Consider the following 26,345-nt stretch of genomic DNA (forward strand, 5'->3'; position numbering starts at 1 on the left):
CAAATATCTGGTGACGTTGGCTAGAGGGTCACACCTGTTCCCATACCGAACACAGAAGTTAAGCCTCTAAACGCCGATGGTACTTGGGTGGTGACGCCCTGGGAGAGTAGGAAGTTGCCAGATCATATATTCCTAGGTAGCTCAACGGTGGAGCACCCGGCTGTTAACCGGTAGGTTGTGGGTTCGAATCCCACCCTGGGAGCCATAATACTGCCGGGGTGGCGGAACAGGCAGACGCACAGGACTTAAAATCCTGCGATCCTTAAAAGATCGTACCGGTTCGATTCCGGTTCCCGGCACCAACAGTATTGTAAAATACTATCGCGGGATGGAGCAGTATGGTAGCTCGTCGGGCTCATAACCCGGAGGTCGCTGGTTCAAATCCGGCTCCCGCAACCATAAATTAATACATGGCGGCGTAGCTCAGTTGGCTAGAGCATGCGGTTCATACCCGCAGTGTCAGCGGTTCAAATCCGTTCGCCGCTACCATGATTTCATTAAATAGTACAAGGCCCTATGGTCAAGCGGTTAAGACATCGCCCTTTCACGGCGGTATCCCGGGTTCGAATCCCGGTAGGGTCACCAATTTAACTATTAAATGTAGTTAGGATTAGGGCGCATAGCTCAGCTGGGAGAGCACCTGCCTTACAAGCAGGGGGTCATAGGTTCGAGCCCTATTGCGCCCACCAAATTCAACACTACGTGTTGAAAATTGCCGTAAGGCTTATGTGGCCTGGTAGTTCAGCTGGTTAGAATGCTAGCCTGTCACGCTAGAGGTCGAGGGTTCGAGTCCCTTCCAGGTCGCCAAATATGCTACCTACGGTAGCGAATTATAAATTACAAATTGTGAATTGTAAATTAAAAGATTAAAAACATGAAATTTTGCTATTAAATAATTCACAATTTGACATTTACAATTTAAAATTGCGCGTAAGCGCTTATGCTGGTGTAGCTCAATTGGCAGAGCAACTGACTTGTAATCAGTAGGTTGGGGGTTCAAGTCCTCTCACCAGCTCCATTGATGTATTTAAAGGAAAGATATGGAGGAGTTCCCGAGTTGGCTAAAGGGGACGGACTGTAAATCCGTTGGCTACGCCTTCACTGGTTCGAATCCAGTCTCCTCCACCATTTGCGGAAGTGGCTCAGTGGTAGAGCATCGCCTTGCCAAGGCGAGGGTCGCGGGTTCGAATCCCGTCTTCCGCTCCATTTTTCAATAAAAAGGGTAACTAAAGATTAAATATAAACATAATATGATAACAAATCAATAATTAGTAATTAGTATGCGGGTGTAGCTCAGTGGTAGAGCCCCAGCCTTCCAAGCTGGTTGCGAGGGTCCGATTCCCTTCACCCGCTCCAAGTCATATAAAAAAATGGCGGCATAGCCAAGTGGTAAGGCATAAGCAGAGAACCCAAATCTTTGATTTGGTGTGAATCGCTTAGTCGGGCCGTTGGCTTTAAGATAAACTTTTTTATTAAATAAGTTTAAATGGCGGCATAGCCAAGTGGTAAGGCAGAGGTCTGCAAAACCTTTATCCCCAGTTCAAATCTGGGTGCCGCCTCCATAATATAATATATTACATGTACCTATAGCTCAACTGGATAGAGTGCTTGACTACGAATCAAGAGGTTCAGGGTTCGAGTCCCTGTAGGTACACCAGAAAAACCTTGCTTATTTTGCAAGGTTTTTTTAAAATTAATACTTTTATTTGTTCATCTATTTTCCATCTATTATTACATTAGCTATAAATCATTTAATCAACCTCCATATTCATGTTAAATTATTATATAATATAATTAATTATTAATAAAGAAGAAGGAATTTACAAATATAATTAGAAGTATATATATGGGAGGTTGATATAGAAATGTTTAAATGTAAAGATTCTATAATAAAAATAGTCAAAGGAGATATAACAGTACAAAAAGTAGATGCAATAGTTAATGCTGCTAATAGTACACTTCTTGGAGGAGGAGGGGTAGATGGGGCTATACATAAAGCAGGTGGTCCTGAAATATTGGAGCAATGTAAAAGAATAGGGGGATGTCCTACAGGAGAAGCTAGAATTACTACGGCAGGTAAAATGGCTAGTAAATATGTTATACATACGGTAGGGCCAATATACAAAAACGGAAAAAATAGAGAAGGAGAACTTCTTTATAATGCCTATTATAATTCTTTAATCCTTGCCAGAGAATATAATCTAAAATCTATTGCTTTTCCATCGATTTCTACAGGTGCTTATGGGTATCCTATAAAAGAAGCAGCGGAAATAGCCATAGAAGCTGTTATTGATTTTATAGAAGATAATGATTTTGTAATAGATATAACATTTGTATTATTTAATGAATCAGATTATAATATTTACGAAAAAAAGCTATCAACTATACTTAACAAATAAACAATACGAATGTAATATTATGTAAAATGGAATTTTTTGTTGACTTTTCATCCTATTTAATATAATATTTTATTAGATTGCAAAAAAATTAAGGAAGTGTTGAAAATGCTTGGAGCTACTCATAAATTAATAGCTACTAATATTTATAAAAATGTTGAAGAAATTTATGGTATTAAATTAAATAGCGATGAACTACTTTGGGGCTCTGTAGCTCCTGATATATTGCCACAATTTAAACTTCATAGACACTATCAAAAAGAGAGTTTAAATTATGTAGTAAATGAAATAGTTAAATTGATTTTCATTAGTAGATATTGTGATTTAAGATCTAAGTGTGATCCAATTACAATGAAATATATTAGTAAAAAGATAGGGATAATATCTCATTATTTAAGCGATTTTGTGTGCCGCCCTCATTCTGAGAGATGGACGTTTACAAGAAATATGTTAAAACATATTTCATATGAGTCAAAACTTAATGAATATGCTAAGAACTATGAGTTTAAGAAGAATGTTATAATTATAGAAGATATTGATATTTTCCAAGAGAAAATTATAAATCTAAAAAGCTTAATAAAATCTTATATAGAAGAGGTTGTTGAACAATATTCAACAAATAATGGTTTTGAAAGTGATCTTGATTTTGCTAATTCATTTAGTTTAAAAATGACTTGTTTTATAATTGATACAGTAACTGCATATAGTGAAGCTAAGAGCAGGGAATTTGCATTTCAATTTTAAGTCTTCTTATAAATAAGAAGACTTTTCTATTAATTAAATATAATAATAGTATGTAGTAACTATAGGAGGCTGAATATGAATATTTTTAAAAAATACAAAAAGGTATTATTTTTAGTTCTAATTATAAGTCTAATATTAACAGCTTGTGATTTTGAAGCAGAAAATGTAGCAACTTCTAATAACAATATAAATGATGAAGATTTAATTGTACACTTTATAGATGTAGGTCAAGGGGATAGTATATTTATAAAGTTTCCTAATGGAGAAACTACTCTAATTGATGGTGGAACTAGAAAAAGCGGAGATTGTGTAGTTAAGTATTTAAAAGGGCTAGATATTGAAAAAATTGATTATCTGATAGCAACTCATCCCCATGAGGATCATATAGGAGGATTGCCAAAGGTAATAAAAAATTTTAAAATAGGTAAAGTTTATATGCCTAATAAAACTGCTAACACTTCTATATTTGAAGAATTGCTATTAGCAATTAAAGAAAGCGGATTAAATATAAATACTCCTAAGGGTGGAGATATAATATTTAATAATGATGATTTAAAATATGAAATTATAGCACCAAATGACGATGATTACTCAAAAACCAATGATTTTTCCATAGTAACAAAAATAACTTATAAAGAAAATTCATTTTTATTTACTGGAGATGCAGAGGAAAAATCTGAAACAGAAATGATTGAAAAAGGTTTTAATCTTTCTAGTGATGTACTCAAAATAGGGCATCATGGCGGAAGTACATCAACTACAGAAGAATTTTTAACCAACGTAAATCCAAAGTATGGTGTAATTAGTTTGGGTTCAGATAATACATATGGTCATCCTCATAGAGAAACTATCGATAAGCTTAAAAATCATAGGATTACTATACTAAGAACAGATGAATTAGGAAGTATTGTAATGATTTCAGATGGGAAAAACATTAAATTACTGAACAAAAATGAAGTAAATAATGATAATGAAGATGGTGAATATTTTATTGGAAATATAAATACAAAAGTATATCATAGTTCAAATTGTTCTCAATTGCCAAATGAAGAAAATCGTATTATTTTTAAAAGCAAAATGGAAGCTCAAAAAAATGGGTATAAACCACATGGTAGATGCGTTGAATAAGGAGGGAATGTTTTGAGAGGGGTTGTTGATAGAATAGAAGAAGAATATGTAGTTCTAGAAGTGGAAGGTGAAATGATTGATATAAAAATAGAACTCATGCCAGAGGGCATTAAGGAAGGAGATATAGTAAAATTAATAGATGGCAATTATATAATATTGTCAGAAGAAACAGCTAAACGAAAAAAGTCAATTGAAGATTTATTTAATGATTTAAAAGAAAACCATTGATTAAGGAATGAAAAAAGATTTTGATGTAAAAGAAGAGAATATATTTTTACTTTAAAAGAAATTTGTAGTAAAATGTAATCAAGCATCCATGAGAGGGGAATTACATTGAAAAGAAACGTATATGATTTTTATATTTTACTTGGTGTAGGAATAGGAATTATTGTAACTAGTCTTTTCTTCTTTTTAAAACCAAATGTAAAATATAAGGAGTATACTAATGAAGAAATAATTGAAAAAGCAACTGAACTAGGGATGGTAACTATTAAGGAGTCTTTAAATACTAACAGGAAGGAAAATATTGAGAAAGAAGAAACTCAAACAAAGACACAGAAGGAAATAAAATTTACTGTTAATTCAGGACAACCATTAGTAGAGATAGCAAATAATCTATTTAAAAGTGGAATAATAGAAGACAAAGAGGAGTTTATTCAATTTGTAAAAGATAATAATATGGATAAAAGATTATTACCTGGAGATTATGTGTTAAAAAGTAATTTAAGTTATACAACTATAATGAAGATTTTATCTAGTAAAAAATAGGGAAGCTTATGTAAGTTTCCCTATTTTTTATAGTCTATAAAAGGTTATTTTAGTTGTTAAATTTCTTCAGTTTGGAATCTTTTTTTTAAAAAACTTAAATTAATACAAGAAAAAATCTTTTTTTTACACAATATTTAAAAATAATGTAGTATAATGATATGTATCTATTTTTACTATGCTAGAAAATATTAAGGAGGATTAGGAAATGGCAACATCAATGGTTAGTTTATGTCATATGTATGAAGGTTTAAAATATAATTTTTTATTTCATAATGACATAGACTCTATACATATCCTCCTAAACTTGTATGATTTGGAAGAGAATATAACTAATATTTGTCCGAAATATATTTGTACTAAAGAGATTAAGAAAAGAATTAAAAGTTTATTAAGGTATAGAGATGATAGGGATTTAGTGGCTAGTAAGATTATATATTTAATACTTGAAGATATTGATCGTTTAGAACTATATTTTTATTTAGAAGGATATAAATATGGTTATTTTAATAATAAGTGGGTAAATGTATTAGAGGAAAAGACTTTGAATTATTATACAATAGAAGAAATGTATGAAAAAAAGTATTTGTTTCATTTTGATACTGAAAACAAGATTATAAGAGATTTAAAGTATAGATTTGAATTTGAACTTATTTCTAAAGAAGAGCAAAATAAATATATAGACAATGTAATTGTTTTGTTTTGTGAAAAGATTATTATGAATAAAATTAAGAATTTAAATAAATATTTAGATATACAATTAAAGATGGATTTTGATTTTAGTTTTATAAGAGAAGAACAAGCTTTTTTTGATGAAGATAGTTTAAATAAACTATATGAAATTCTTACCAAGTATTTATATAAAAACATGTTTAAAACATATAAAGATTCTAGTTGGTTAGGATTAAATGATAAAGTTTTAAAAAGATATTCTTAATGATAGAAGGAATTTTAAAAATTATATTGAATATTATAATTAATACATGAAAGGAGGCAATTTAATGTACGTAAAAAATCATATGTTACCAAAAGAAAAACTTACAGTTGTTTATGTTGAAGAAAGTATAGGGAGTGCATTAGAAAAAATTAATAAGGGTGATTTTTTATCCTTACCTGTATTTGAAGGTGAAATTTTCAAAGGGATATTGATGAAAGAAGCTATTTACAGGCATTATTTTGAAACGGGTTGTATGGATAAGAATCAATTTATGGAAGAAGTAAAGGTAAAGGATTTATATATAGATGAATTTAAGTCTATTTTAGAAAATGAGTTAATTGAAAATGCATCTTATTTATTAAATGAATTTGGAACACCGTTTTTACCAGTATTTAATACAAATAAAAAGTTTGTAGGTATATTAACGCATACTGCAATATTTAATGCATTCTCAGAAATCTTTGGATTTGGAAAAGGTACAAGGATCATGGTTAATTTATTTGACATACCTGGTCAAATATCAAAATTAACAGAAGTAATAAGAAAAGAGAACGTAAATATACTAAATTTAGCTGTAATGGATGCTAAAGTTCTTGATGTTTATAAGGTGGTAATAAGAGTAGATACAGATGATGTAGGAGATTTAGTAGATAAAATCGCTAAAGCAGGATTTAAAGTTGCTGGCATTGTAAAATAATATGTATAATTTTTAGAATTATGGCAAAAATATCCCTCTAGATAGTATTGGAGGGATATTTTATGAAAAAGTCTAACATAATTATAATTTTCATAAGTTGTTTGTTACTATTTTTAAGTAGTTTTTTCTATGGTTATTATTTTACAGGAAAGAATATGAACAAAAAGCTAAATGATAATACAGTATTAGATAATAGTTCGTCAGGAAATGATGGATTAGAAATAATAAAGGAAGAGGTTAGGATTTCACCAAATACTTGCATTGAAAAGGAAGTTTATTATAAAAAATGTAGACACACTATAAAACAGAATATTAAAGTTGATAATAATATAATAAATATGACTGAAAAGGAGTTTGAGGATTATACTAAAAAAAATCATCCTGAAATAAGGATTATCTCATTTTCAGTTGGGAAAATTGTTTTAAGAGAGAATAAGGATACACTATGTCCAAATCATTATATAATTGGTGAATCAGAAGGTAAAATAGCAGTATATAAAATAAATGATACTGGAGAAAAAATATTATTTAAAATACTTGAAGACTATCCATTGTCACTACTTAAAGAGATTGATCAAGAAAAATTAAAAGAGGGAATAGTTGTAGATACTGAAGAGGAGCTTTCAGACGTGCTAGAAAACTTTATTAGTTGAAAAAAAGGCTAAGTTACAATATATTAACTTAGCCTTTTTTATAATGTCTACCTTCGTCCAAAAGGTATCGATATTATTAATTCTTATATAGAAACCTTTGTTCTTTTGTGTTTAAATATGTTAAAATAGATGAGTAGACATATGAAAGGAGATTATTATGATTATTTTAGGGATTGATCCAGGTATTGCAATTGTAGGATATGGTATTATAGAATGTAATGGAAATAGTTTTAAAGCTTTAGAATATGGGGCAATAATTACTGAAGCTGGGACTCCTTTTCCAGATAGATTAAAAATAATCTATGAAGAGATGTCTTGCATTATTGAAGAATATAGTCCAGAAGATATGGCTATAGAAGAATTATTTTTTAATAAAAATGTTAAAACTGCAATTAAAGTTGGACAAGCAAGAGGTGTTGAGGTACTTGCAGCTGTTAACAAGGGAATAGATATATATGAATATACACCTTTACAAATTAAGCAAGGGGTTGTAGGTTATGGGAGAGCAGAAAAAGCTCAAGTGCAAGAAATGGTTAAAATGCTACTTAATTTAAAAGAAATACCAAAACCAGATGATGTTGCTGATGCTCTTGCTGTTGCTTTGTGTCATGGATATTCATTGAAATTTAAAGAAATGTTTAAAATGAAATAATAGGGGTGCTTTTGATGTATGAATATATTATAGGGAAAGTAGTAGATGTTTATGAAGATTGTTTGATTGTAGAAAACAATAATATTGGTTATAAAATTTATACTTCTAAATATTCGCTATCAAATTTAGATTTAAAAAAAGATGTAAAGATATATACATATCTTAATGTAAGGGAAGACGGTATATTTTTATTTGGATTTTCTTCAAAAGAAGAAATGGAAATGTTTGAACTATTACTATTAGTATCGAAAATTGGTCCAAAGACTGCTATAGGTGTACTTTCTACATTGAGCTACAATGATATTAAATTAGCTATTCTTAATAATGATGTAAAAGTTTTATGTAAAGCTCCTGGCATAGGTAAAAAAACAGCTAATCGTATTATACTTGAATTAAAAGATAGAATAGATGATAATATTGCTGTTGACAATAGTTTTAATTTTTTAGATGATAATTGTATAGAAGAAGCAATTAATGCTTTAATGGTATTAGGGTATACAAAGAAAGAAATTGATAGAGTTTTGTTTAAAATCGATACAGAAGACTTAGATACTGAAGAGATTATTAAGAGTGCGTTAAAAAGATTGTCTAAATAATATGGAAAGGTATGAGTATTATGAATAATACTGATAATAGAATTGTTGCAGGTTCACTTAAAGAGGAAGATATTGAAAATGATCTGACTTTAAGACCTAAATGGCTTAATGAATACATAGGCCAAGATAAAGTTAAGAAAAAACTTAATATATTTATTAAAGCAGCTAAGGAGAGGAATGAATCTCTTGATCATGTGCTATTATATGGTCCTCCAGGCCTTGGAAAGACGACTTTGGCTAATATCATAGCTAATGAAATGGGAGTTAATATTAGGGTAACTTCTGGTCCTGTTATAGAGAGGGCAGGTGATTTAGCTAGTTTGCTTACTAATTTAGAAGAAGGAGACGTATTATTTATAGATGAAATTCATAGGCTTAATAGAAGTGTAGAAGAAATTTTGTATCCAGCTATGGAGGATTACGTTTTAGATATTATAATTGGAAAAGGGCCTAGTGCTAGATCAGTTCGCCTTGATTTATCTAAATTCACTTTGATAGGTGCTACGACAAGGGCTGGACTTCTTACATCACCACTTAGAGATAGATTTGGTGTTATACTTAATCTTGATTTATATGATGAAAACAGTCTTACAAAGATAGTAGAAAGATCGGCGAATATATTAGATGTTGAGATTGATAGTTTAGGAGCTTTAGAGATAGCTAAAAGATCTAGGGGAACACCAAGGATTGCAAATAGACTATTAAAAAGAGTTAGAGATTATGCACAAGTTGTAGAAAATGGCATAATTACTTTTGAAGTTGCACAAAAAGCTCTTACAATGTTAGAAGTGGATGAATTAGGCTTAGACAATGTAGATAAAAAGATTGTTTTGACTATGATTGAAAACTTTGAGGGAGGTCCTGTAGGGCTTGATACTATATCTGCAACTACAGGTGAAGAAAAAACTACTATAGAAGATGTTTATGAACCATATTTACTTCAGATGGGTTTTATAAATAGAACGCCAAGGGGTAGAATAGCTACTAAAAGGGCTTATGAGCATTTTAATATTCCATATGATGAAGAATAGAGGGGATAGAATATGAATCAATTTGGTAAATTTTTCGTTTACATAGGAATAACATTGCTGATTTTTGGTGCACTATTGATAATTGGTGAAAAGTTTGGTTTAGGTAAACTTCCAGGAGATATTTTTATCCAGAAGGGTAATTTCACTTTCTTTTTTCCAATTGTTTCTTCTATAATAATTAGTTTGATATTGACTATTATATTGAATATTTTTAAAAGATAGAGGGGATAATAAATCATGAAAAAAAATATGATATTTTTAATAATGATAGTAGTAATTATAAATTTAACATATACATATTCATTTGCAGAAAATATGTATCTTGAAAATTTTATAAAGGTAAAATTACAAAAGCCAATTAAGTCTACTAATACAATAAATTTGCAAAGTGAATATGGTTTTACTATATATTCTTATGATACCTATTTTACAGAATTGGACAAACTTCAAGAACAAGAAATAATCATTACTTTAGGTGAAAATGATTTGTTAGATATAAAGGATAAAAACAATAATACCTTGTATTCTTTTGGTAATAGTGATAATATATATATTTCTTCTACAGATTACAATAATTCTGTATTAAAAATAGAAGAAGATAAATATAGAGATTTTTTTATGTTTAATAGAGTGGCTAATGGAATAGAAGTGATTAATTGTGTTTCTCTTAATCATTATCTATATGGGGTTGTTCCAATGGAGATGCCTTCTTCTTTTCCTATGGAGGCATTGAAAGCTCAAGCTATAGCTGCTAGAAATTTTGCTTTATCAAATATGAATAAGCATATCTTAAGTGGATATAATTTATGCGATTCTACTGATTGTCAAGTTTATGGAGGATATGATAGAGAAACTGACAATACTAACAGAGCTGTAGATGAGACTATAGGAATTGTTATTAAATATAATGGTGAAATTATTAATGCTACATATCATTCGAATAGTGGTGGATATACAGAGAATAGTGAAAATGTTTGGGGAGGTTCTGTTCCTTATTTAAAAGCTGTTAATGATGAATTTTCAAATGAAGCACCAAATACTGATTGGCAAATAGTATTGTCAAATGGTGATATAAAAACAAAACTAATGAAAATAGGTGTTAATATTGGAGAGATTTCATCTATTGTACCAGTAAATAAGACGGAGAGTGGCAGAGTGGATTCTCTTAAAATAATAGGTACTAATGGTGAACATATATTGGAGAAAAATAAAATTAGACAGGTTCTAGGATATAGTGATATAAAAAGTAATCTTTTTAATATAGAAGCTATTAATGGTAATAATAGTTTTGATGGTGTTGAAGATGTTTATGTAATTGATGGAAAGCTAGGTAAACCTATAAAGGTTAATATAAAAGATTTACATGTGATTAATGATGAGGAAAAGAGAATACAAAGTAGTAGGGGTAGCAATAGTAGAGTTTTAACTAATAACGGCATTGAAGAAATAAAACATGAAGTAAATATTACTGACAAGCAGTTCGTTATAAAAGGAAAGGGATTTGGTCATGGAGTAGGAATGAGCCAGTGGGGGGCACGAAAAATGGCTGAATTAGGATATAGTTACGAAGAAATTTTAAAACACTATTATAATGGTGTAGAACTTACAACAGAATATAGATAAGGGATGATGATATGAAAAAAGAAGACTTTAATTATTACTTACCTGAGGAGCTTATTGCACAACATCCAGTTGAAAATAGAGAAGAGTCTAGGTTAATGGTTATTGATAAAGATACAGGAGATATTGAAGATAAATATTTTAAAGATATAATATCTTATTTAGAACCTGGTGATTGTCTTGTATTAAATGATACTAGGGTAATTCCTGCTAGACTTTTTGGACATAGAGAAGGTAAGGATGAGAGTATAGAAATATTACTTCTTAGAAGAATAGATAAGACAAAATGGGAAACATTAGTAAGACCTGGGAAAAAGGTTAGACCAGGTGGCAAAAATATTATTTTTGGAGATGGAGAACTAAGTGCAAAAGTATTAGATATAAGTGAGGATGGAACAAGGATTATAGAATTTGAGTATGATGGTATTTTTGAAGAGATTTTAGATAAATTGGGAGAAATGCCATTACCACCATATATTAAAGAAAAACTTGAGGATAGGGAAAGGTACCAAACTGTTTATTCAAAGAATAATGGCTCTGCAGCAGCGCCTACTGCAGGATTACATTTTACTGAAGAGCTATTAAAACAGATTGAGATGAAAGGCGTTAATATAGCTTATATAACTTTGCATGTTGGCCTTGGTACATTTAGACCAGTTAAGGAAGAAGATATAGAAGATCATCATATGCACTCAGAGTATTTTGAAGTATCAGAAGAAGCTGCTATGGTTATAAACGATTCAAAGAAAAATGGTGGTAGAATAATATCTGTTGGTACTACTTCTACAAGAACATTAGAATCTATAGGAACTAGCGAAGGGTATATTGTACCTAAAAGTGGTTGGACTAATATTTTTATATATCCTGGTTATGAGTTTAAAGTAGTTGATTGTCTTATAACTAATTTTCATTTACCAGAATCAACTTTGATAATGTTAGTAAGTGCATTAGTAGGAAGAGAAAAAATACTTGAAGCTTACAATTTAGCTGTTAAGAAAAGATATAGGTTTTTTAGTTTTGGAGATGCAATGTTTATAAAGGGAGGAGGTAAGGAATGGCTATAAGTTTTGAATTAATCAAAGAATCAAGTGAGTGCAATGCAAGATTGGGAAAGTTACATACACCTCATGGAATAATAGAGACTCCAATATTTATGCCTGTAGGCACGAGAGCTACAGTTAAAGCTATGACGCCAGAAGAAGTAAAAGATTTGGGAGCTCAAATAATACTTGGTAACACCTATCATTTATATTTAAAGCCAGGTCATAAAATTGTTGAAGAAGCTGGAGGATTGCATAAGTTTATGAACTGGGATCTACCTATTCTTACAGACAGTGGTGGTTTTCAAGTATTTAGTTTAGGAAAGCTTAGAAAAATAGAAGAAGAAGGAGTAGAGTTTAGATCTCATATAGATGGATCAAAACATTTTATATCTCCTGAAAAATCAATAGAAATACAGAATTCACTGGGTTCAGATATTATGATGGCTTTTGATGAATGTACACCTTATCCTAGTAGCTATGAATACTCAAAAAAATCTATGGAAAGAACCACAAGATGGGCAAAAAGATGTAAGGATTATCATCAAAACTGGGATTCGCAAGGACTTTTTGGTATAGTACAAGGTGGTATGTATAAAGACTTAAGAGAACAAAGCGCAAAAGATATTACAGATTTAAATTTGCCAGGATATGCAATAGGTGGATTAAGTGTTGGGGAACCAAAGGAACTTATGGTAGATATACTTAATTTTACAACACCATTATTGCCTAAAAATAAACCTAGATATTTAATGGGGGTAGGATCTCCTGATTATCTATTTGAAGCTGTAATAAGTGGTGTAGATATGGCAGATTGTGTATTACCTACTAGGATTGCTAGAAATGGCACAGTACTAACAAGTCATGGAAAGCTAGTGATAAAAAATGCACAATACAAAAGAGATTTTGGCAAATTAGATCCTGAATGTGATTGCTATACTTGCACTAATTATTCTAGAGCTTACATTAGACATCTTTTTAATGTAAATGAAATTTTAGGAGCAAGACTTGCTACAATTCATAATTTACATTTTTTAATAAAACTTATGGAAAACATAAGAACAGCTATAAAAGAAGATAGATTATTACAATATAAAGAAGAGTTTTATAAAAAATATGGATATATTAATTAATAGTAGAAGGATTTTTGATTTTTATGTTGAATAATAATAATCAAAGGAGGGATAATTTTGCAAGGATTTCAAAGTATAATTATGTTAGTTGTCTTCTTTTTAATATTGTATTTCTTGACTATTAGGCCACAACAAAAGAGAGAAAAGCAAATTAGAGAGATGAGAGATTCACTAAATGTTGGTGATGAGATTATAACTATTGGCGGTATCTTTGGTAAGGTAATTAAGGTAAAAGAAGATATGGTTTCAATAGAAGTAGGATCTGATAAGACTAGATTCGACATTACAAAGTGGGCAGTTGGTAGTGTTATTAATAAAAAAGAATTAAATAAAGAAGATAACAAAAAAGATTCAAATCAAGATAAAAATGAAGAAAAATAATTTTAAAAAAACTTCCTGTTTAATGGAAGTTTTTTTGTTGTCAATTTAAGTGTAATATATTTGAATCTTCGAAAATAAACATTCTTTAGGGGGTGAAATAAATGAATAAAAAGAATTCGATGTATGCATTATTTACATTGAAAGGAATAGCTTTAGCTTACATTGTTACTTTTATTATGATGTTGATATTTTCATTATTATTAACATTTACCTCACTAAAGGAAAGTATGATTCCTATTTTAAATTCTATTGTCATGATAGGGAGTATTGTTATAGCCTCTATTTATTTAACTCTTAAAATAGGAGAAAAAGGTTGGCTTAATGGAATGATAATTGGAATTTTGTACTTTGTGATACTATTATTACTGAATAAATTTTTTATGAAAGATTCCAATTTTAGTATTTTTTCATTTACTAAACTGTTGGTATCAATTGTAACTGGTATCATAGGAGGGATGATTGGAATAAATTTAAAATAAAACTTTAATTGTAAATAATTTTATGATATAATCAGAAAAGTACCAACGCTAGTAAAGGAGGTTTATAGGATATGAAACACATAAGAACTTTAGGTGGAAGAAACTTAAAAGAAACTATTGCAAAAGGTGGATGCGGAGAATGCCAAACTTCCTGCCAATCAGCTTGTAAGACATCTTGTACTGTTGGTAATCAAAAGTGCGAGAACAAATAGTTTTTTTAAAAAGGTGGTGGTTAAATCCACTGCTTTTTAATTTATTTTTCTTTTTAATCAAATAGGAGGAGTCATATGCTAAAAAGCGAAAAAATTCACAAGTTTTATCTTAATGATAAATATATAGTATTAGATATAAATAGTGGTTCTGTACATTTAGTAGATGAGCTAGTATTTAGTATTATTGATTATTATGAAGACCATAGTTTAAGTGAAATTATTAACATACTAAAGGATAAATATAAGGAAGAAGATATTTTAGAAGCATATAATGAAATAAAAAAATTATGTGATGAAGGTATGCTTTTTTCTGAAGGAGTACAATTAAAAGAATTTGATTACAATCCACAAAATATTGTTAAAGCATTGTGTCTTCATGTAGCTCATGATTGTAACTTACGTTGTAAATATTGTTTTGCATCTCAAGGAGATTTTAAGGGAGAAAGACTTTTAATGCCATTAGAAGTTGGTAAAAAGGCTTTGGATTTTATTGCTAAATCATCAGGTAATAGAAGAAATTTAGAGGTTGATTTTTTTGGCGGAGAACCACTTATGAATTTTGAAGTGGTAAAGCAGTTAGTAGCTTATGGTAGAGAATTAGAACCTATTTATAATAAGAGATTTAGGTTTACCATTACTACTAATGGTGTTTTGCTTGATGAAGATAAAATGGATTTTATTAATGAAAACATGGATAATATAGTACTAAGTCTTGATGGAAGGAAAGAAATAAATGACAGAATGAGAGGAACCATTTCTGGAGAAGGTAGTTATGATATAATTGTTCCTAAGTTTGTTGAAATGGTAAAACGAAGAGGAGATAAGGATTACTTTGTTAGAGGGACTTTTACAAAGCATAATTTAGATTTTGCTGATGATATTTTAGAATATTATAGATTAGGATTTAAGAAAGTTTCTATGGAACCTGTAGTTACTGATCCAAAGGAAGAGTATGCTTTAAGGGAAGAAGATTTAGACACTATTATAAAGGAATACGAAAAGTTATCTAAAGAATACATTAGAATCAAAAAAATGGACAAGGACTTTACATTCTTTCATTTTATGATAGATTTAAAGCAAGGTCCTTGTATGATAAAGAGAGCATCAGGTTGTGGAGCTGGATCTGAGTATATGGCTGTAACTCCTGAAGGTGATTTATATCCATGTCATCAATTTGTAGGAGAAGAAAAGTTTAAATTAGGAAATGTCTTTGATGGTGTTTTAAATACTGCAATCAGAGATGAGTTTAAGAAAACTAATGTTTTCACAAAAGATGATTGTAGTAATTGTTGGGCTAGATATTATTGCAGTGGTGGTTGCCATGCAAATGCTTATTATTCAAACAATGATATAACAAAGCCATATAAGCTTGGTTGTGAAATGGAAAAGAAGAGAATAGAATGTGCAATTTCTATATTAGCTAACTTATAATTTGAGAATTATGGCAAATAATGCATTAATCCATTATTAAGATTGACTATATTATGGGATATATATATAATTATATAGTATTACTAAATAGAGGGAGGAAGAGGAATGAAGCTTAAGAGTACTATTATTTTTTTAATAATTGTTTCTTTAGTAGTATTTGGCTCCTATACAGCTATAAATGGAGTTAATATTGGTAAAACTCACATTCCTAATGCAAGAGAAGCAATAGATTTAGGATTGGATTTAGCTGGTGGGGTTTATGTTATACTTGAAGCACAAACTGATTTAAAGGGTGCAGAATTACAAAGGGTTATGGAACAGACAAAAGCGGTAATTAGCGAAAGAGTAGATGGACTTGGTGTTGCAGAACCTAATATAGTCATTGAGGGAAATGATAGAATTAGAATTGAACTTGCTGGTGTAAAAGATGTACAAGAAGCTGTTGATATGATAGGTAAAACTGCGCAACTTAAGTTTATGGATCCAGAAGGAAAAGAAGTTATAACAGGAAAGAACATCAAGAATGCTGAAGTTCAAATTCAAAGTACTGAAAAAGGGGATAAGCCTGTAGTAGCTCTAGAGTTTGATAAAGAAGGATCTAAAAACTTCGCAGAAGCTACAAAGAGATTAGTAGATAAAACAAATTTAGAAGATAAAATCATCTATATTATATTAGATGATAGCGTTATATCATCTCCAGTTGTAGAAGCTGTAATTGATGATGGAAAAGGAGTAATAACAGGTAATTTTACAGTTGAAGAGGCAACTAGATTAGCTACTTTAATAAGGGCTGGTTCACTACCTGTAGAAATGAAAGAAATTCAATCTCAAGTTATAGGGCCAACTCTTGGTTTAGAAGCACTTGATAAAAGTATCTATGCTGCATTTATAGCTCTTATGATTATTTTCGCATATATGATTATTTACTATAGAGTACCTGGTATTGTAGCTGATATAGCATTGACAATTTATATTATGTTAGTATTATTAGGCATGAAGTCTTTAGGTGTAAAACTTACATTGCCTGGAATATGTGGACTTATATTGTCAATTGGTATGGCAGTAGATGCGAATGTACTCATATTTGAAAGAATAAAGGAAGAATTGAAGGTTGGCAAAAGTATAAAAGCTTCAATAAACTCTGGATTTAAGAGAGCATTGACATCAGTTCTAGACTCAAATATAACTACATTGATTGCTGGAGGAGTATTATATGCTTTTGGAACTGGTCCAATAAAGGGCTTTGGAGTTACATTAGTACTTGGTATTATTGCTTCAATGATTACAGCTGTGTTTATTACTAAACAGTTGCTAAAACTTACAACTAATATGATCGATTCTAAAAATACTAAGCTATATGGTGCATAGAAGAGGGGTGAGATGAGTGAAAGTTATTGAAAATAGGAAGATATTCTTTGGCATTTCTTTAGCTATTATAATATTAGGTATAATAATGACAGGTGTTAACGGTCTTCAAAAGGGAATTGATTTTGAAGGTGGCACGTTGATACAAATAAATATTGGTAAACAAATATCTGTAGATGAAGTTAGAGAAATTACTGATGATTTTGATAAAGAAGCACATATTATTCACTCTGGAGATGAAAAAGAGGAAATAATTATTAAAAGTAAAATGGATTTGAATAATGATGAGATAAATAATATCTTTGAAAAGTTTAAAGAAAAATATAATTTAAAAGATGAAGATTTAGTTCAATCTCAAAAATTTGGTCCTACTATGGGATCAGAGATTAGAAAAAAAGCACTGTTATCTGCAGGAATAGCTGTGGTTGCTATGCTAGTATATATCACTTTGAGATTTGAGTTTAAATTTGCATTGTCAGCAATTATTGCACTTATTCATGACGTGCTTATAACACTTTCTGTATATGCGATATTTAAAGTACCAATAAATAGTTCGTTTATAGCTGCTATATTGACTATACTTGGATATTCAATAAATGATACCATCGTAATATTTGATAGAATTAGAGAAAATGCTAAAAGTTCAAGAAAAGTTTCTCATGATGGTGAATATTATTCTAGTCTTATAAATGATAGTATAAGACAATCAATAGCAAGAACTATAAATACTTCATTGACTACTTTGGTAACTATTGTTTTATTATATGTATTAGGTGTTGAAGATATTAAGGTACTAGCATTTCCGTTGATAATTGGTGTAATTTCTGGAACATATTCTTCTTTATTTATTGCTAGTCCAATATGGTATTTATTAAAGAGTAGTGGCAAAGATGCAAATTATAAACCAAGAAAAGCTTAAAAACTGCCGTAAGGCAGTTTTTTTTGCTAGTTATAATATAATTTAAATAAAGGCTTTCATTTTTGATAAATAATATGTAAAATAATATATAATTATGTAACTAAGGAGGTTTTTTATATGCAATTTGGATTTATATTATCATTAGTGTTTGCTACTATTGTAGCTGTATTTGCACTTAAAAATGCAGACAAAGTATTAATTGACTTTATCTTTAACGAAGTATATATATCTCAAGCACTAGTTATATTTTTATCAGCAATATTAGGCGCTGTAATAGTAGCAATACTAGGCAGTATAAAAGTAATAAAATTAAAAAAACAGATAAAGGAACTAAATAAAACAAATGAATTTTTGAAAAATGAAAACGATAACTTCAAAATTCTCCTTGCTGAAAGAGAAAATGATATAATGGATGTTAATGTTGAAGACAAAAATGAAAATGATGAAGAATTATCTTAGAATTTTGAGGTGATTAAATGATAAAGTTCCAAAAAACATACAAACTTTATAACGAAGACTATTCCCAAATTGAAAAATTGACAAATACATTGAAAATATCTTCTCTTACTGCTAAAGTTTTAATTAATAGAGGGTTTAATACTGTTGAAAAGGCAAGAGATTTTTTGCATACAGATTTAGATAATTTACATGATCCATTTTTGCTAAAGGATATTGACAAAGCAGTAGATAGAATTATAAATGCTATTAATAAGGATGAAGTAATATGTATTTATGGAGATTATGATGCTGATGGTGTTACTAGTACATCTTTACTATCTATTATTTTTAACAAATTGAAATTAAAGTATTTTCATTATATTCCTAATAGATTAGAAGAAGGATATGGTCTAAATATAGATGCAGTAGATTATATAGCTAAACGAAAAGCAAATTTACTTATTACTGTTGATTGTGGTATTACAAGTTTTGATGAGGTAGAATATTTAAATAATAAGGGAATTGATGTTATCATAACAGATCATCATCAATGTAAAGAAAAACTCCCTAGTGCTTTAGCTGTAGTGAATCCAAATAGAGAAGATGACGAATATCCATTTAATAATTTGGCTGGTGTTGGGGTGGCTTTTAAATTAATAGAAGCTTTACTTATGAAATTAGATATACCTATTAATTACGAAGAAATATTACCTATTGTAGCATTAGGTACTGTTGCAGATGTCATGCCATTAGTAGGAGAAAATAGGATAATAGTTAAAAATGGACTTTTGTATATGGAGAGATCAAAAAACTTTGGAATTAAAGCTCTATTAGAAGTTACTAATCTTAAAGATAAGAAATTATCAGCTTATCATATGGGATTTGTATTAGGGCCAAGATTAAATGCAGCAGGGAGGCTTGGAGATCCTTCAATTGGAGTTTCGTTGTTTACATCTGATAATTATGATGAGGCTATTAAGCTTGCGGAAAAATTAGATGAAGAAAATAAAACTAGGCAAGATTTAGAAGAAGAGATTTTAAAAGATATAGATGAATTAATAGAAAAAACTGTAGACTTGGATAAGGATAAAGTTATAGTGCTGGCTTCTGATAAATGGCATTCTGGGATTATTGGAATTTGTGCTTCAAAAGTAACAGATAAGTATTTTAAACCAACTATACTTTTTTCAATAGAAGGTGATTTGGCAAGAGGTTCTGCTAGAAGTATACCCACTTTTGATATATATGATGGGTTATCTAAATGTAGCGATATGTTTGAAAAATTTGGTGGACATAGACAAGCTGCTGGTATTCTAATTAAGACAGAAAAAATAGATGAATTTAGAGAGAGTATAAATAATATTGCAGAAGAGTTTTTAGATGAGGAAGATTTTATTCAAGAGGTAGTAGTTGATTGTGAGGTTGAAGCTAAAGATGTAACAATTAAGACTATTAAAGAAATAAATGAACTTGAACCATTTGGAATCGATAATCCTTCACCGAAGTTTATATTTACTGATGGACATATTAAAAATATTCGACAAATTGGAAAAGACAATAAGCATCTAAAAGTACAATTAAATAAAGATGATAAAATAATAGATGGTATTGGTTTTAGCATGGGGGAATATGGAAATATATTAAATAGTGGAGATTTAGTTGATATTATTGTAAACTTAGATATAAATGAATACATGGGAAATGTTAATCCTCAGTTTATCATTAAAGAAATAACTAGTGCTAAGTACAGTGACCCTATTCTAGGGCGTGATTATTATTATGCATTAAAGAAGTTTTTAAATAGTACAGATATGAAATGTAGTAGCAAAAATATAGAGTGCAGTTTTTCAAATATTGAAAACAGATTAAGTTATACAGTGGATAGATTAAATAAAAGTAAAGGATTATTAGTTTTAGTTTTTAATTATTTAAATGCAAATACTTTAATTAGCAATGCAACTTTGCAAGGCAGGGAGTTTTTAAGAAAGACTTCTTTTTCATATAACTGTTGTGATAACAATAAAGAAAACAATGTAGTAATCTTACCCTTAATGTCAGAGATTGATGTATCTAGTTATGATGAAATTATTTTTTATGATTTGAGCTATGATGAAAGTTTTATGGGTATACTTATGGACAAGAAAGATAACGCTAATATTGAGTTTTTATTTAACAAAAATGATATTGAATTAAATAAAAAAGTATTGTCTAATTTATTGCCAACCAAAAATGAAATGAGATTAATATATAAGACTATTTTTTCAAATAAGTTTGAAGTTTTAAAAATAGAACCAGATATGTATTTAAACTCAATCAATAATAAATTAGATAAATATATTACAAAACCTAAGTTGGATTTAACTTTTGAAATGTTTAAGGAATTAAAACTTATAGATTATATTTATCAAGATGATTATTTTTATATTAAAATTCTAAATAGATCAAATGAAAAGATTGACATATTGAATAATTCTAAATTAAGATACTTGTATGATTTAAATAAATACTAATTTTATAATAGAAAATTATATAGTTAAAATAGATTTGGATAGTGGGTGATGATATGTTAGAAAATCTGATTTTAAGAATTGAACAATATAATTCACATGCAGATATGAAACAATTAGTTAAAGCCTATAATTTTGCTGAAACAGCTCATGACGGTCAATATAGAAACTCAGGAGAAAGGTTTTTTATACATCCATATAATGTAGCTATGATTCTTGCGGATTTGAATATGGATACTGATACGATTATAGCAGGATTGCTTCATGATGTAATTGAGGATACTGATGTAACCCATGAGAGATTAGAGGAAGAATTTGGTGAAGATGTAGCAAATTTAGTTGAAGGTGTTACTAAGCTAAAGAAATTAAAATATAAGACAAAGCAAGAAAATCAGGCAGAAAATTTAAGAAAGATGGTAGTAGCTATGGCAAAAGATATTAGAGTTATTATCATTAAACTCGCAGATAGATTGCATAATATGAGGACTTTAGAATATATGAGTGAAGAAAAGAAAAAAGAAAAGGCATTGGAGACTATTGAAATATATGCTCCATTAGCTCATAGACTAGGTATTTCTAAGATCAAATGGGAACTTGAAGACCTATCATTAAGATATTTAGATCCAGAAGGATATTATGACTTGGTTGATAAGGTATCTAAGAGAAGAAAAGATAGAGAAGCATATATTCAGATGATTATAGAAACTCTTAGCAAAAAACTAAATGAGATGGAAATATCTCATGAAATAAATGGGCGACCTAAGAATTTTTATAGTATATATAGAAAAATGGTGTATCAAAATAAAAGTTTTGAACAAATATTTGATTTAACTGCAATAAGAATAATTGTAGATAATGTAAAGGATTGCTATGGAGCATTGGGAATAGTTCATACAATGTGGAAGCCTATTCCAGGCAGGTTTAAAGACTATATAGCTATGCCTAAGCCTAATATGTATCAGTCTATTCATACTACAGTGATAGGGCCTCAGGGAGAGCCTTTTGAAGTTCAAATCAGAACTTGGGATATGCATAGAACAGCTGAATATGGGATTGCTGCCCATTGGAAATATAAAGAAGGAACTGTTAAAGCTGATAATTTTGATGAAAAACTTACTTGGTTAAGGCAACTTTTAGAATGGCAAAAAGAAATGAAAGATCCAAAGGAATTTATGGAATCATTGAAAATTGACTTTTTTACTGATGAAGTGTTTGTATTTACTCCAAAAGGAGATGTTATAAATCTTCCTAATGGGTCAACACCAATAGATTTTGCTTATAGGGTTCATACTGCTGTTGGAAACAATTGTGTAGGTGCAAAGGTTGATGGTAGAATAGTTCCTATTGATTATAAATTAAAAAATGGAAATATTGTTGACGTTATTACTTCAGCTAGTAATACTGGACCTAGTAGGGATTGGTTAAAGATTGTAAAGAGTAGTCAGGCTAAGTCAAAAATTAGACAATGGTTTAAAAAAGAAGATAGAGATTTCAATATTATCAAAGGAAAAGATATGCTGGAAAAAGAAGTAAAAAGGCAAGGGTTTAAGTTAACTGAAATGTTGAAAGATGATTGGCTAAAATCTATTGCCAATAAATTGAGTATTAATAATGTAGATGATTTATATGCTGCTATTGGTTATGGCAGTATTACATTAACTCAAGTTATGCAAAGGCTTAAGGATTATCATAAAGATTATTATGAAAATAAGGATGACAAAAAGATATTAGAAACAAAAACTCAATCTACTTCATCTAAAAGAGAAAATAGCCTTACTCAAGGTGTAAGTATCAAGGGAGTAGATAATATTAAAGTACGATTTTCAAAATGTTGTAATCCTGTTCCTGGTGATGATATAATCGGATATATAACTAGAGGTAGAGGGGTTTCTATACACAGGAAGGATTGCCCTAATATTGAAGGTTTAGGAAATCACGAAAGATATATAGATATAGAATGGGATACAGACAAAAAAGCATCTTATCAGGCAGAAATTCAGATTAAAGCAACTGATAGACCTGGACTTTTAACTGATATAACTCAAAAAATAACTGATGCTGATTTAGCTGTTATTTCTTTAAATGCTAGAACCAATAAAGAAAAATTAGTTATTATGAATATTACTCTTGAAATTAAGAATGTAGAACAACTTAGGGAATTATTAAAGAAAATAAAAAGAGTTAGAGGAGTTATTGATGCATATAGAGTGACAACTTAGAAAGGATGACTTATATGAGGGCTGTAGTGCAAAGAGTTAATCATTCAAATGTAGAAGTAGATGGAAAAATTATTGGAGAAATAGATGACGGATTACTAGTATTTTTAGGTATAGGCAATGAAGATGATGAAGTTGATTTAAATTATTTGGTAGAAAAGGTTATAGGATTAAGGATATTTGAAGACGATAAGGGTAAAATGAATCTATCATTGTTAGATGTAAAAGGTGAGCTTTTAGTAGTTTCACAATTTACACTTTATGGCGATGTTAGAAAAGGCAAAAGGCCAAATTTCACTTCTTCTGCTTCCGCTGAAATTGCAGAAAAGATGTACATGGATTTTATTAAAAAATGTAGGGAATACGATATAAAAGTAGAAGAAGGAAAATTTGGTGCTAATATGAAGGTTAATATTGAAAATGGTGGTCCAGTTACAATACTTTTAGATAGTAAAAAAACGTTCTAGGAGGGATTAATTTGATAGTTGAAAGATTACCTGTAGGTGTTTATGCTGCCAATTGTTATATTGTATATTGCAAAGATACTAAGGAAGCTTTAGTAATTGATCCAGGTGGAGAAGGAGAAGAAATATTAAAGAGAATAAACGATTTGAAAATTGATGTTAAGTATATAATTTTAACTCATGGTCATGGAGATCATATAGGCGGTGTGTTGGAAGTAAAAAATGGAACCAATGCTCCAGTATTGATCCATAGTGAAGATGAGGATTATTTAAAAGATTCAGTTAAAAACTTATCAAGTATGATGTCTATGAATAAAGTAGAAATTTCCCCAGATAAACTTCTTAAAGATGGAGATAAGCTAAAGCTAGGAGAGTATGATATAGATATTATACATACTCCTGGTCATACCCCAGGGGGGATTAGCATCAAAATAGGCAATAATTTGTTTACAGGAGATACTCTTTTTGCTGGTTCTATTGGGAGAACTGATTTTGAAGGTGGTTCGTATGAGGCAATAATCAGTTCTATTAAGGATAAACTTGTTAAATATCCTGATGAAACAGAAGTTTTTCCAGGACATGGACCTTCATCAACCATTGGTAGAGAGAAAAAGTACAATCCTTTTATAATTAATTAAGAATAGTTAGTCACCTATCTGGGAAACTTAAAGATAAGCTTTTTAGGAGGTGGACTAATGAAAGGAAGAGGTTTGTTTTCTAAAAGGAATAATGAGCCTATAGACTTACATGAGATTGATGACTTAATCGAAAGAGGTCTTGATAATGATGAAATAGCTAAAGAATTAGGTATTCCAAAAGTACATGTAGATAGAATGATACAGGATATAGATAAAGACTTTTAAGGAGAATTATTATGGTGTGGGTTTATTTAGATGGACATAGCTATAATTACGAGGTTTATGGTTTAGTAAGAGCTTTTTTTAATGAAGACGTAGAATTTATTGAAAGTGAAGAAGAACACCCTTATAAAGGTATTCTCATTAAAAATAACTTAATTGAAAATGGCTCTGATCTTTGTAGTGCGACAAGTGTACTAGTTGATGGAGATATTGTAAGTAAATATAAGGTAAATTCTATAAAAAGCATAGATTTAAAAATTAATAGTATAGAGAAGAAAATTAAAACGGGAATAAAGCAATCTTTATATGGCGCACTTTCTAAGATTGTAAAAATGAAAGCTCCTTGGGGTATATTAACAGGAGTAAGACCAGTAAAGATAGTTAATGAATTGATGGATGATGGATTTGATAACACTACTATATATGATATTCTTATAAATGAATACAAGCTATATTCAGAAAAAGCAAAATTAATTATTGATATAGCAAATACACAGAGAAGTTTTATTTATCCAATGGACAAAGATAAATTTAGTCTTTATGTAAGTGTTCCATTTTGTCCTACCAGATGCATTTATTGTTCTTTTCCATCAAACCCTATTGAGTTAGTTAGAAATCTTGTTGATGACTATACAGATAGTGTAGTATATGAATTGAACAATATTAAGAAAGTACTCCAAAACAAAAAGATACATACTGTTTACATAGGTGGTGGCACTCCAACATCTATTCCTACAAGAAATTTAGAAAAAATAATTAAAACTATATACGAATTATTTGGGAGAGAAAATATAAGCGAAATAACTGTTGAAGCAGGAAGACCAGATACTATTAATGTAGATATGTTAAAAATGCTTAAGGACAATCAAATAGATAGAATAAGTATAAATCCTCAAACAATGAACGAAAAAACATTAAAGACAATAGGCAGATTTCACACAAAGAAAGATATAATAGATTCATTTAAATTGGCTAGAAATATGGGTTTTGATTTAATTAATATGGATTTAATTGTTGGACTACCTGGAGAAGGAACTGATGAAATAAGGTATACATTAGAAGAAATCTCAAATTTAGAGCCAGAAAATTTAACTGTTCATACATTAGCTATAAAAAGAGGTTCTAAGTTTGTTGATCATGTTAGTGAATATTCTCTAGGAGACCAAGATACAATAAATAATTGCCTTAAGTTATGTAAAACATATGCTGAACATTTAAAATTAAGCCCTTATTATCTATATAGACAAAAGCAAATGCTTGGAAACTTTGAAAATGTTGGTTATGCGATTAAAGGAAAGGAATGTGTTTATAATATTCTTATTATGGAGGAGAAGGAAACAATTATAGCAGTAGGTGCTGGTGGAGTATCCAAGATATTTTACCCTTCAGAGAATAGAATTGAAAGAGTACCTAATGTAAAAGGATTACATGATTATCTCAATAGAACAGCTGAAATGGTTGAAAGAAAGAAATATTACATTGACAGTATCTAATATATAGCATATAATGATTAAAAACATATTTTATACGGGGAAGTACTAGTAGTTAAATCTCTTTCCTATAGAGAGTCGGTGTTGGTGGAAATCCGATGGAAATATTTAATGAAGACAACTTCAATTGATGAATATGATTTTAAATTCATCGATTAAAGACGTTAGAATTTTAAGTGAGGTATATACCT

Annotated in this window: 28 protein-coding genes, 13 tRNA genes, 1 rRNA gene and 1 other annotated feature (1 of these 43 running past the window's edge); all 42 genes read left to right on the forward strand. The window is 29.7% G+C overall.

The window, feature by feature from the left end; genetic code table 11:
* Positions 1–6 precede the first annotated feature (6 nt).
* The 42 genes from rrf to hemZ all read left to right on the forward strand — a co-directional run bounded on the left by rrf (position 7) and on the right by hemZ (position 26,157).
* A 5S ribosomal RNA gene (gene rrf, locus BQ9840_RS01070) occupies positions 7–123 on the forward strand.
* Between the two features lie 7 nt (positions 124–130).
* Positions 131–205: transfer RNA gene (locus BQ9840_RS01075), tRNA-Asn, on the forward strand.
* A 7-nt stretch (positions 206–212) separates the two neighbouring features.
* A tRNA-Leu gene (locus BQ9840_RS01080) sits at positions 213–302 on the forward strand.
* A gap of 20 nt (positions 303–322) precedes the next feature.
* Positions 323–399 (forward strand) — tRNA-Met (locus BQ9840_RS01085).
* 13 nt (positions 400–412) lie between these two features.
* Positions 413–489: transfer RNA gene (locus tag BQ9840_RS01090), tRNA-Met, on the forward strand.
* A 21-nt stretch (positions 490–510) separates the two neighbouring features.
* A tRNA-Glu gene (locus tag BQ9840_RS01095) sits at positions 511–585 on the forward strand.
* A gap of 28 nt (positions 586–613) precedes the next feature.
* Positions 614–689 (forward strand) — tRNA-Val (locus tag BQ9840_RS01100).
* A gap of 41 nt (positions 690–730) precedes the next feature.
* A tRNA-Asp gene (locus tag BQ9840_RS01105) sits at positions 731–807 on the forward strand.
* A gap of 135 nt (positions 808–942) precedes the next feature.
* Positions 943–1,018 (forward strand) — tRNA-Thr (locus BQ9840_RS01110).
* Between the two features lie 24 nt (positions 1,019–1,042).
* A tRNA-Tyr gene (locus tag BQ9840_RS01115) sits at positions 1,043–1,128 on the forward strand.
* A gap of 3 nt (positions 1,129–1,131) precedes the next feature.
* Positions 1,132–1,206 (forward strand) — tRNA-Gly (locus BQ9840_RS01120).
* Between the two features lie 76 nt (positions 1,207–1,282).
* Positions 1,283–1,356: transfer RNA gene (locus BQ9840_RS01125), tRNA-Gly, on the forward strand.
* A gap of 132 nt (positions 1,357–1,488) precedes the next feature.
* A tRNA-Cys gene (locus tag BQ9840_RS01130) sits at positions 1,489–1,562 on the forward strand.
* An 18-nt stretch (positions 1,563–1,580) separates the two neighbouring features.
* Positions 1,581–1,657: transfer RNA gene (locus tag BQ9840_RS01135), tRNA-Arg, on the forward strand.
* Between the two features lie 208 nt (positions 1,658–1,865).
* Entirely contained in the window at positions 1,866–2,399 is a 534-nt protein-coding gene (locus tag BQ9840_RS01140; protein ID WP_077367240.1) for an O-acetyl-ADP-ribose deacetylase, read from the forward strand.
* A 105-nt stretch (positions 2,400–2,504) separates the two neighbouring features.
* On the forward strand, positions 2,505–3,140 hold the full coding sequence (locus tag BQ9840_RS01145; protein WP_077367242.1) for a zinc dependent phospholipase C family protein: 636 nt from the start codon (positions 2,505–2,507) through the stop codon (positions 3,138–3,140).
* A 75-nt stretch (positions 3,141–3,215) separates the two neighbouring features.
* Positions 3,216–4,268, forward strand: a complete 1,053-nt coding sequence (locus tag BQ9840_RS01150; protein WP_077367244.1) for a ComEC/Rec2 family competence protein — start codon at positions 3,216–3,218, stop codon at positions 4,266–4,268.
* 12 nt (positions 4,269–4,280) lie between these two features.
* Positions 4,281–4,496, forward strand: a complete 216-nt coding sequence (locus tag BQ9840_RS01155) for a DUF3006 domain-containing protein (RefSeq protein WP_077367246.1) — start codon at positions 4,281–4,283, stop codon at positions 4,494–4,496.
* A 105-nt stretch (positions 4,497–4,601) separates the two neighbouring features.
* The gene (locus BQ9840_RS01160; RefSeq protein ID WP_077367248.1) at positions 4,602–5,036 is read left to right on the forward strand and encodes a hypothetical protein; all 435 of its coding nucleotides are present in this window, start codon (positions 4,602–4,604) and stop codon (positions 5,034–5,036) included.
* Positions 5,037–5,241: 205 nt separating this feature from the next.
* Positions 5,242–5,970, forward strand: a complete 729-nt coding sequence (locus BQ9840_RS01165; protein ID WP_077367250.1) for a hypothetical protein — start codon at positions 5,242–5,244, stop codon at positions 5,968–5,970.
* Positions 5,971–6,034: 64 nt separating this feature from the next.
* Positions 6,035–6,667, forward strand: coding sequence for a CBS domain-containing protein (locus BQ9840_RS01170; protein ID WP_077367252.1), 633 nt, complete (start codon positions 6,035–6,037; stop codon positions 6,665–6,667).
* Positions 6,668–6,729: 62 nt separating this feature from the next.
* Entirely contained in the window at positions 6,730–7,320 is a 591-nt protein-coding gene (locus tag BQ9840_RS01175) for a BofC C-terminal domain-containing protein (RefSeq protein WP_077367254.1), read from the forward strand.
* Positions 7,321–7,477: 157 nt separating this feature from the next.
* Positions 7,478–7,972 (forward strand): crossover junction endodeoxyribonuclease RuvC, encoded by a 495-nt coding sequence (gene ruvC / locus BQ9840_RS01180; protein ID WP_077367256.1) that lies wholly within the window; start codon positions 7,478–7,480, stop codon positions 7,970–7,972.
* A gap of 14 nt (positions 7,973–7,986) precedes the next feature.
* On the forward strand, positions 7,987–8,568 hold the full coding sequence (gene ruvA, locus BQ9840_RS01185) for a Holliday junction branch migration protein RuvA (RefSeq protein WP_077367258.1): 582 nt from the start codon (positions 7,987–7,989) through the stop codon (positions 8,566–8,568).
* A gap of 20 nt (positions 8,569–8,588) precedes the next feature.
* Positions 8,589–9,599 carry a Holliday junction branch migration DNA helicase RuvB gene (gene ruvB / locus BQ9840_RS01190; protein WP_077367260.1) on the forward strand — a complete coding sequence of 337 codons (1,011 nt, stop codon included), beginning with the start codon at positions 8,589–8,591 and terminating at the stop codon, positions 9,597–9,599.
* 12 nt (positions 9,600–9,611) lie between these two features.
* Positions 9,612–9,821: a DUF2905 domain-containing protein gene (locus BQ9840_RS01195; protein WP_077367262.1), complete on the forward strand. Its 210-nt coding sequence runs from the start codon at positions 9,612–9,614 to the stop codon at positions 9,819–9,821.
* 15 nt (positions 9,822–9,836) lie between these two features.
* Entirely contained in the window at positions 9,837–11,222 is a 1,386-nt protein-coding gene (locus BQ9840_RS01200) for a SpoIID/LytB domain-containing protein (protein WP_077367264.1), read from the forward strand.
* An 11-nt stretch (positions 11,223–11,233) separates the two neighbouring features.
* Entirely contained in the window at positions 11,234–12,283 is a 1,050-nt protein-coding gene (queA, locus tag BQ9840_RS01205) for a tRNA preQ1(34) S-adenosylmethionine ribosyltransferase-isomerase QueA (protein ID WP_077367266.1), read from the forward strand.
* Complete coding sequence (gene tgt / locus BQ9840_RS01210) at positions 12,274–13,392, forward strand: tRNA guanosine(34) transglycosylase Tgt (protein WP_077367268.1); 1,119 nt, start codon at positions 12,274–12,276, stop codon at positions 13,390–13,392. The genes queA and tgt overlap by 10 nt, the downstream gene beginning before the upstream one ends.
* 57 nt (positions 13,393–13,449) lie before the next feature.
* A complete protein-coding gene (gene yajC, locus BQ9840_RS01215) occupies positions 13,450–13,773 on the forward strand; it encodes a preprotein translocase subunit YajC (protein ID WP_234978588.1) in 324 nt (107 codons plus the stop codon).
* 101 nt (positions 13,774–13,874) lie between these two features.
* The gene (locus BQ9840_RS01220) at positions 13,875–14,252 is read left to right on the forward strand and encodes a TIGR04086 family membrane protein (RefSeq protein WP_077367270.1); all 378 of its coding nucleotides are present in this window, start codon (positions 13,875–13,877) and stop codon (positions 14,250–14,252) included.
* Positions 14,253–14,323: 71 nt separating this feature from the next.
* On the forward strand, positions 14,324–14,464 hold the full coding sequence (gene scfA / locus BQ9840_RS01225) for a six-cysteine ranthipeptide SCIFF (protein ID WP_077367272.1): 141 nt from the start codon (positions 14,324–14,326) through the stop codon (positions 14,462–14,464).
* Between the two features lie 75 nt (positions 14,465–14,539).
* Entirely contained in the window at positions 14,540–15,895 is a 1,356-nt protein-coding gene (gene scfB / locus BQ9840_RS01230) for a thioether cross-link-forming SCIFF peptide maturase (RefSeq protein WP_077367274.1), read from the forward strand.
* A 105-nt stretch (positions 15,896–16,000) separates the two neighbouring features.
* Positions 16,001–17,263, forward strand: a complete 1,263-nt coding sequence (secD, locus tag BQ9840_RS01235; protein WP_077367276.1) for a protein translocase subunit SecD — start codon at positions 16,001–16,003, stop codon at positions 17,261–17,263.
* Positions 17,264–17,279: 16 nt separating this feature from the next.
* On the forward strand, positions 17,280–18,179 hold the full coding sequence (secF, locus tag BQ9840_RS01240; protein ID WP_077367278.1) for a protein translocase subunit SecF: 900 nt from the start codon (positions 17,280–17,282) through the stop codon (positions 18,177–18,179).
* A gap of 117 nt (positions 18,180–18,296) precedes the next feature.
* Positions 18,297–18,638 carry a LapA family protein gene (locus tag BQ9840_RS01245; RefSeq protein WP_077367280.1) on the forward strand — a complete coding sequence of 114 codons (342 nt, stop codon included), beginning with the start codon at positions 18,297–18,299 and terminating at the stop codon, positions 18,636–18,638.
* A 17-nt stretch (positions 18,639–18,655) separates the two neighbouring features.
* The gene (gene recJ, locus BQ9840_RS01250; RefSeq protein WP_077367282.1) at positions 18,656–21,127 is read left to right on the forward strand and encodes a single-stranded-DNA-specific exonuclease RecJ; all 2,472 of its coding nucleotides are present in this window, start codon (positions 18,656–18,658) and stop codon (positions 21,125–21,127) included.
* A 53-nt stretch (positions 21,128–21,180) separates the two neighbouring features.
* On the forward strand, positions 21,181–23,343 hold the full coding sequence (locus BQ9840_RS01255) for a RelA/SpoT family protein (RefSeq protein WP_077367284.1): 2,163 nt from the start codon (positions 21,181–21,183) through the stop codon (positions 23,341–23,343).
* Between the two features lie 14 nt (positions 23,344–23,357).
* Positions 23,358–23,807, forward strand: a complete 450-nt coding sequence (gene dtd, locus BQ9840_RS01260) for a D-aminoacyl-tRNA deacylase (RefSeq protein ID WP_077367286.1) — start codon at positions 23,358–23,360, stop codon at positions 23,805–23,807.
* A gap of 11 nt (positions 23,808–23,818) precedes the next feature.
* Positions 23,819–24,442: an MBL fold metallo-hydrolase gene (locus tag BQ9840_RS01265; RefSeq protein WP_077367288.1), complete on the forward strand. Its 624-nt coding sequence runs from the start codon at positions 23,819–23,821 to the stop codon at positions 24,440–24,442.
* A 57-nt stretch (positions 24,443–24,499) separates the two neighbouring features.
* Positions 24,500–24,667, forward strand: a complete 168-nt coding sequence (locus BQ9840_RS12470) for a hypothetical protein (RefSeq protein ID WP_159436054.1) — start codon at positions 24,500–24,502, stop codon at positions 24,665–24,667.
* 11 nt (positions 24,668–24,678) lie between these two features.
* Complete coding sequence (gene hemZ / locus BQ9840_RS01270) at positions 24,679–26,157, forward strand: coproporphyrinogen dehydrogenase HemZ (protein WP_077367290.1); 1,479 nt, start codon at positions 24,679–24,681, stop codon at positions 26,155–26,157.
* Positions 26,158–26,183: 26 nt separating this feature from the next.
* Positions 26,184–26,345: a binding site (T-box leader), on the forward strand; it runs 40 nt beyond the window's last position.

It is taken from the genome of Anaerosalibacter sp. Marseille-P3206, assembly GCF_900155565.1.
Taxonomy (GTDB): Bacteria; Bacillota; Clostridia; order Tissierellales; family Sporanaerobacteraceae; genus FUHM01.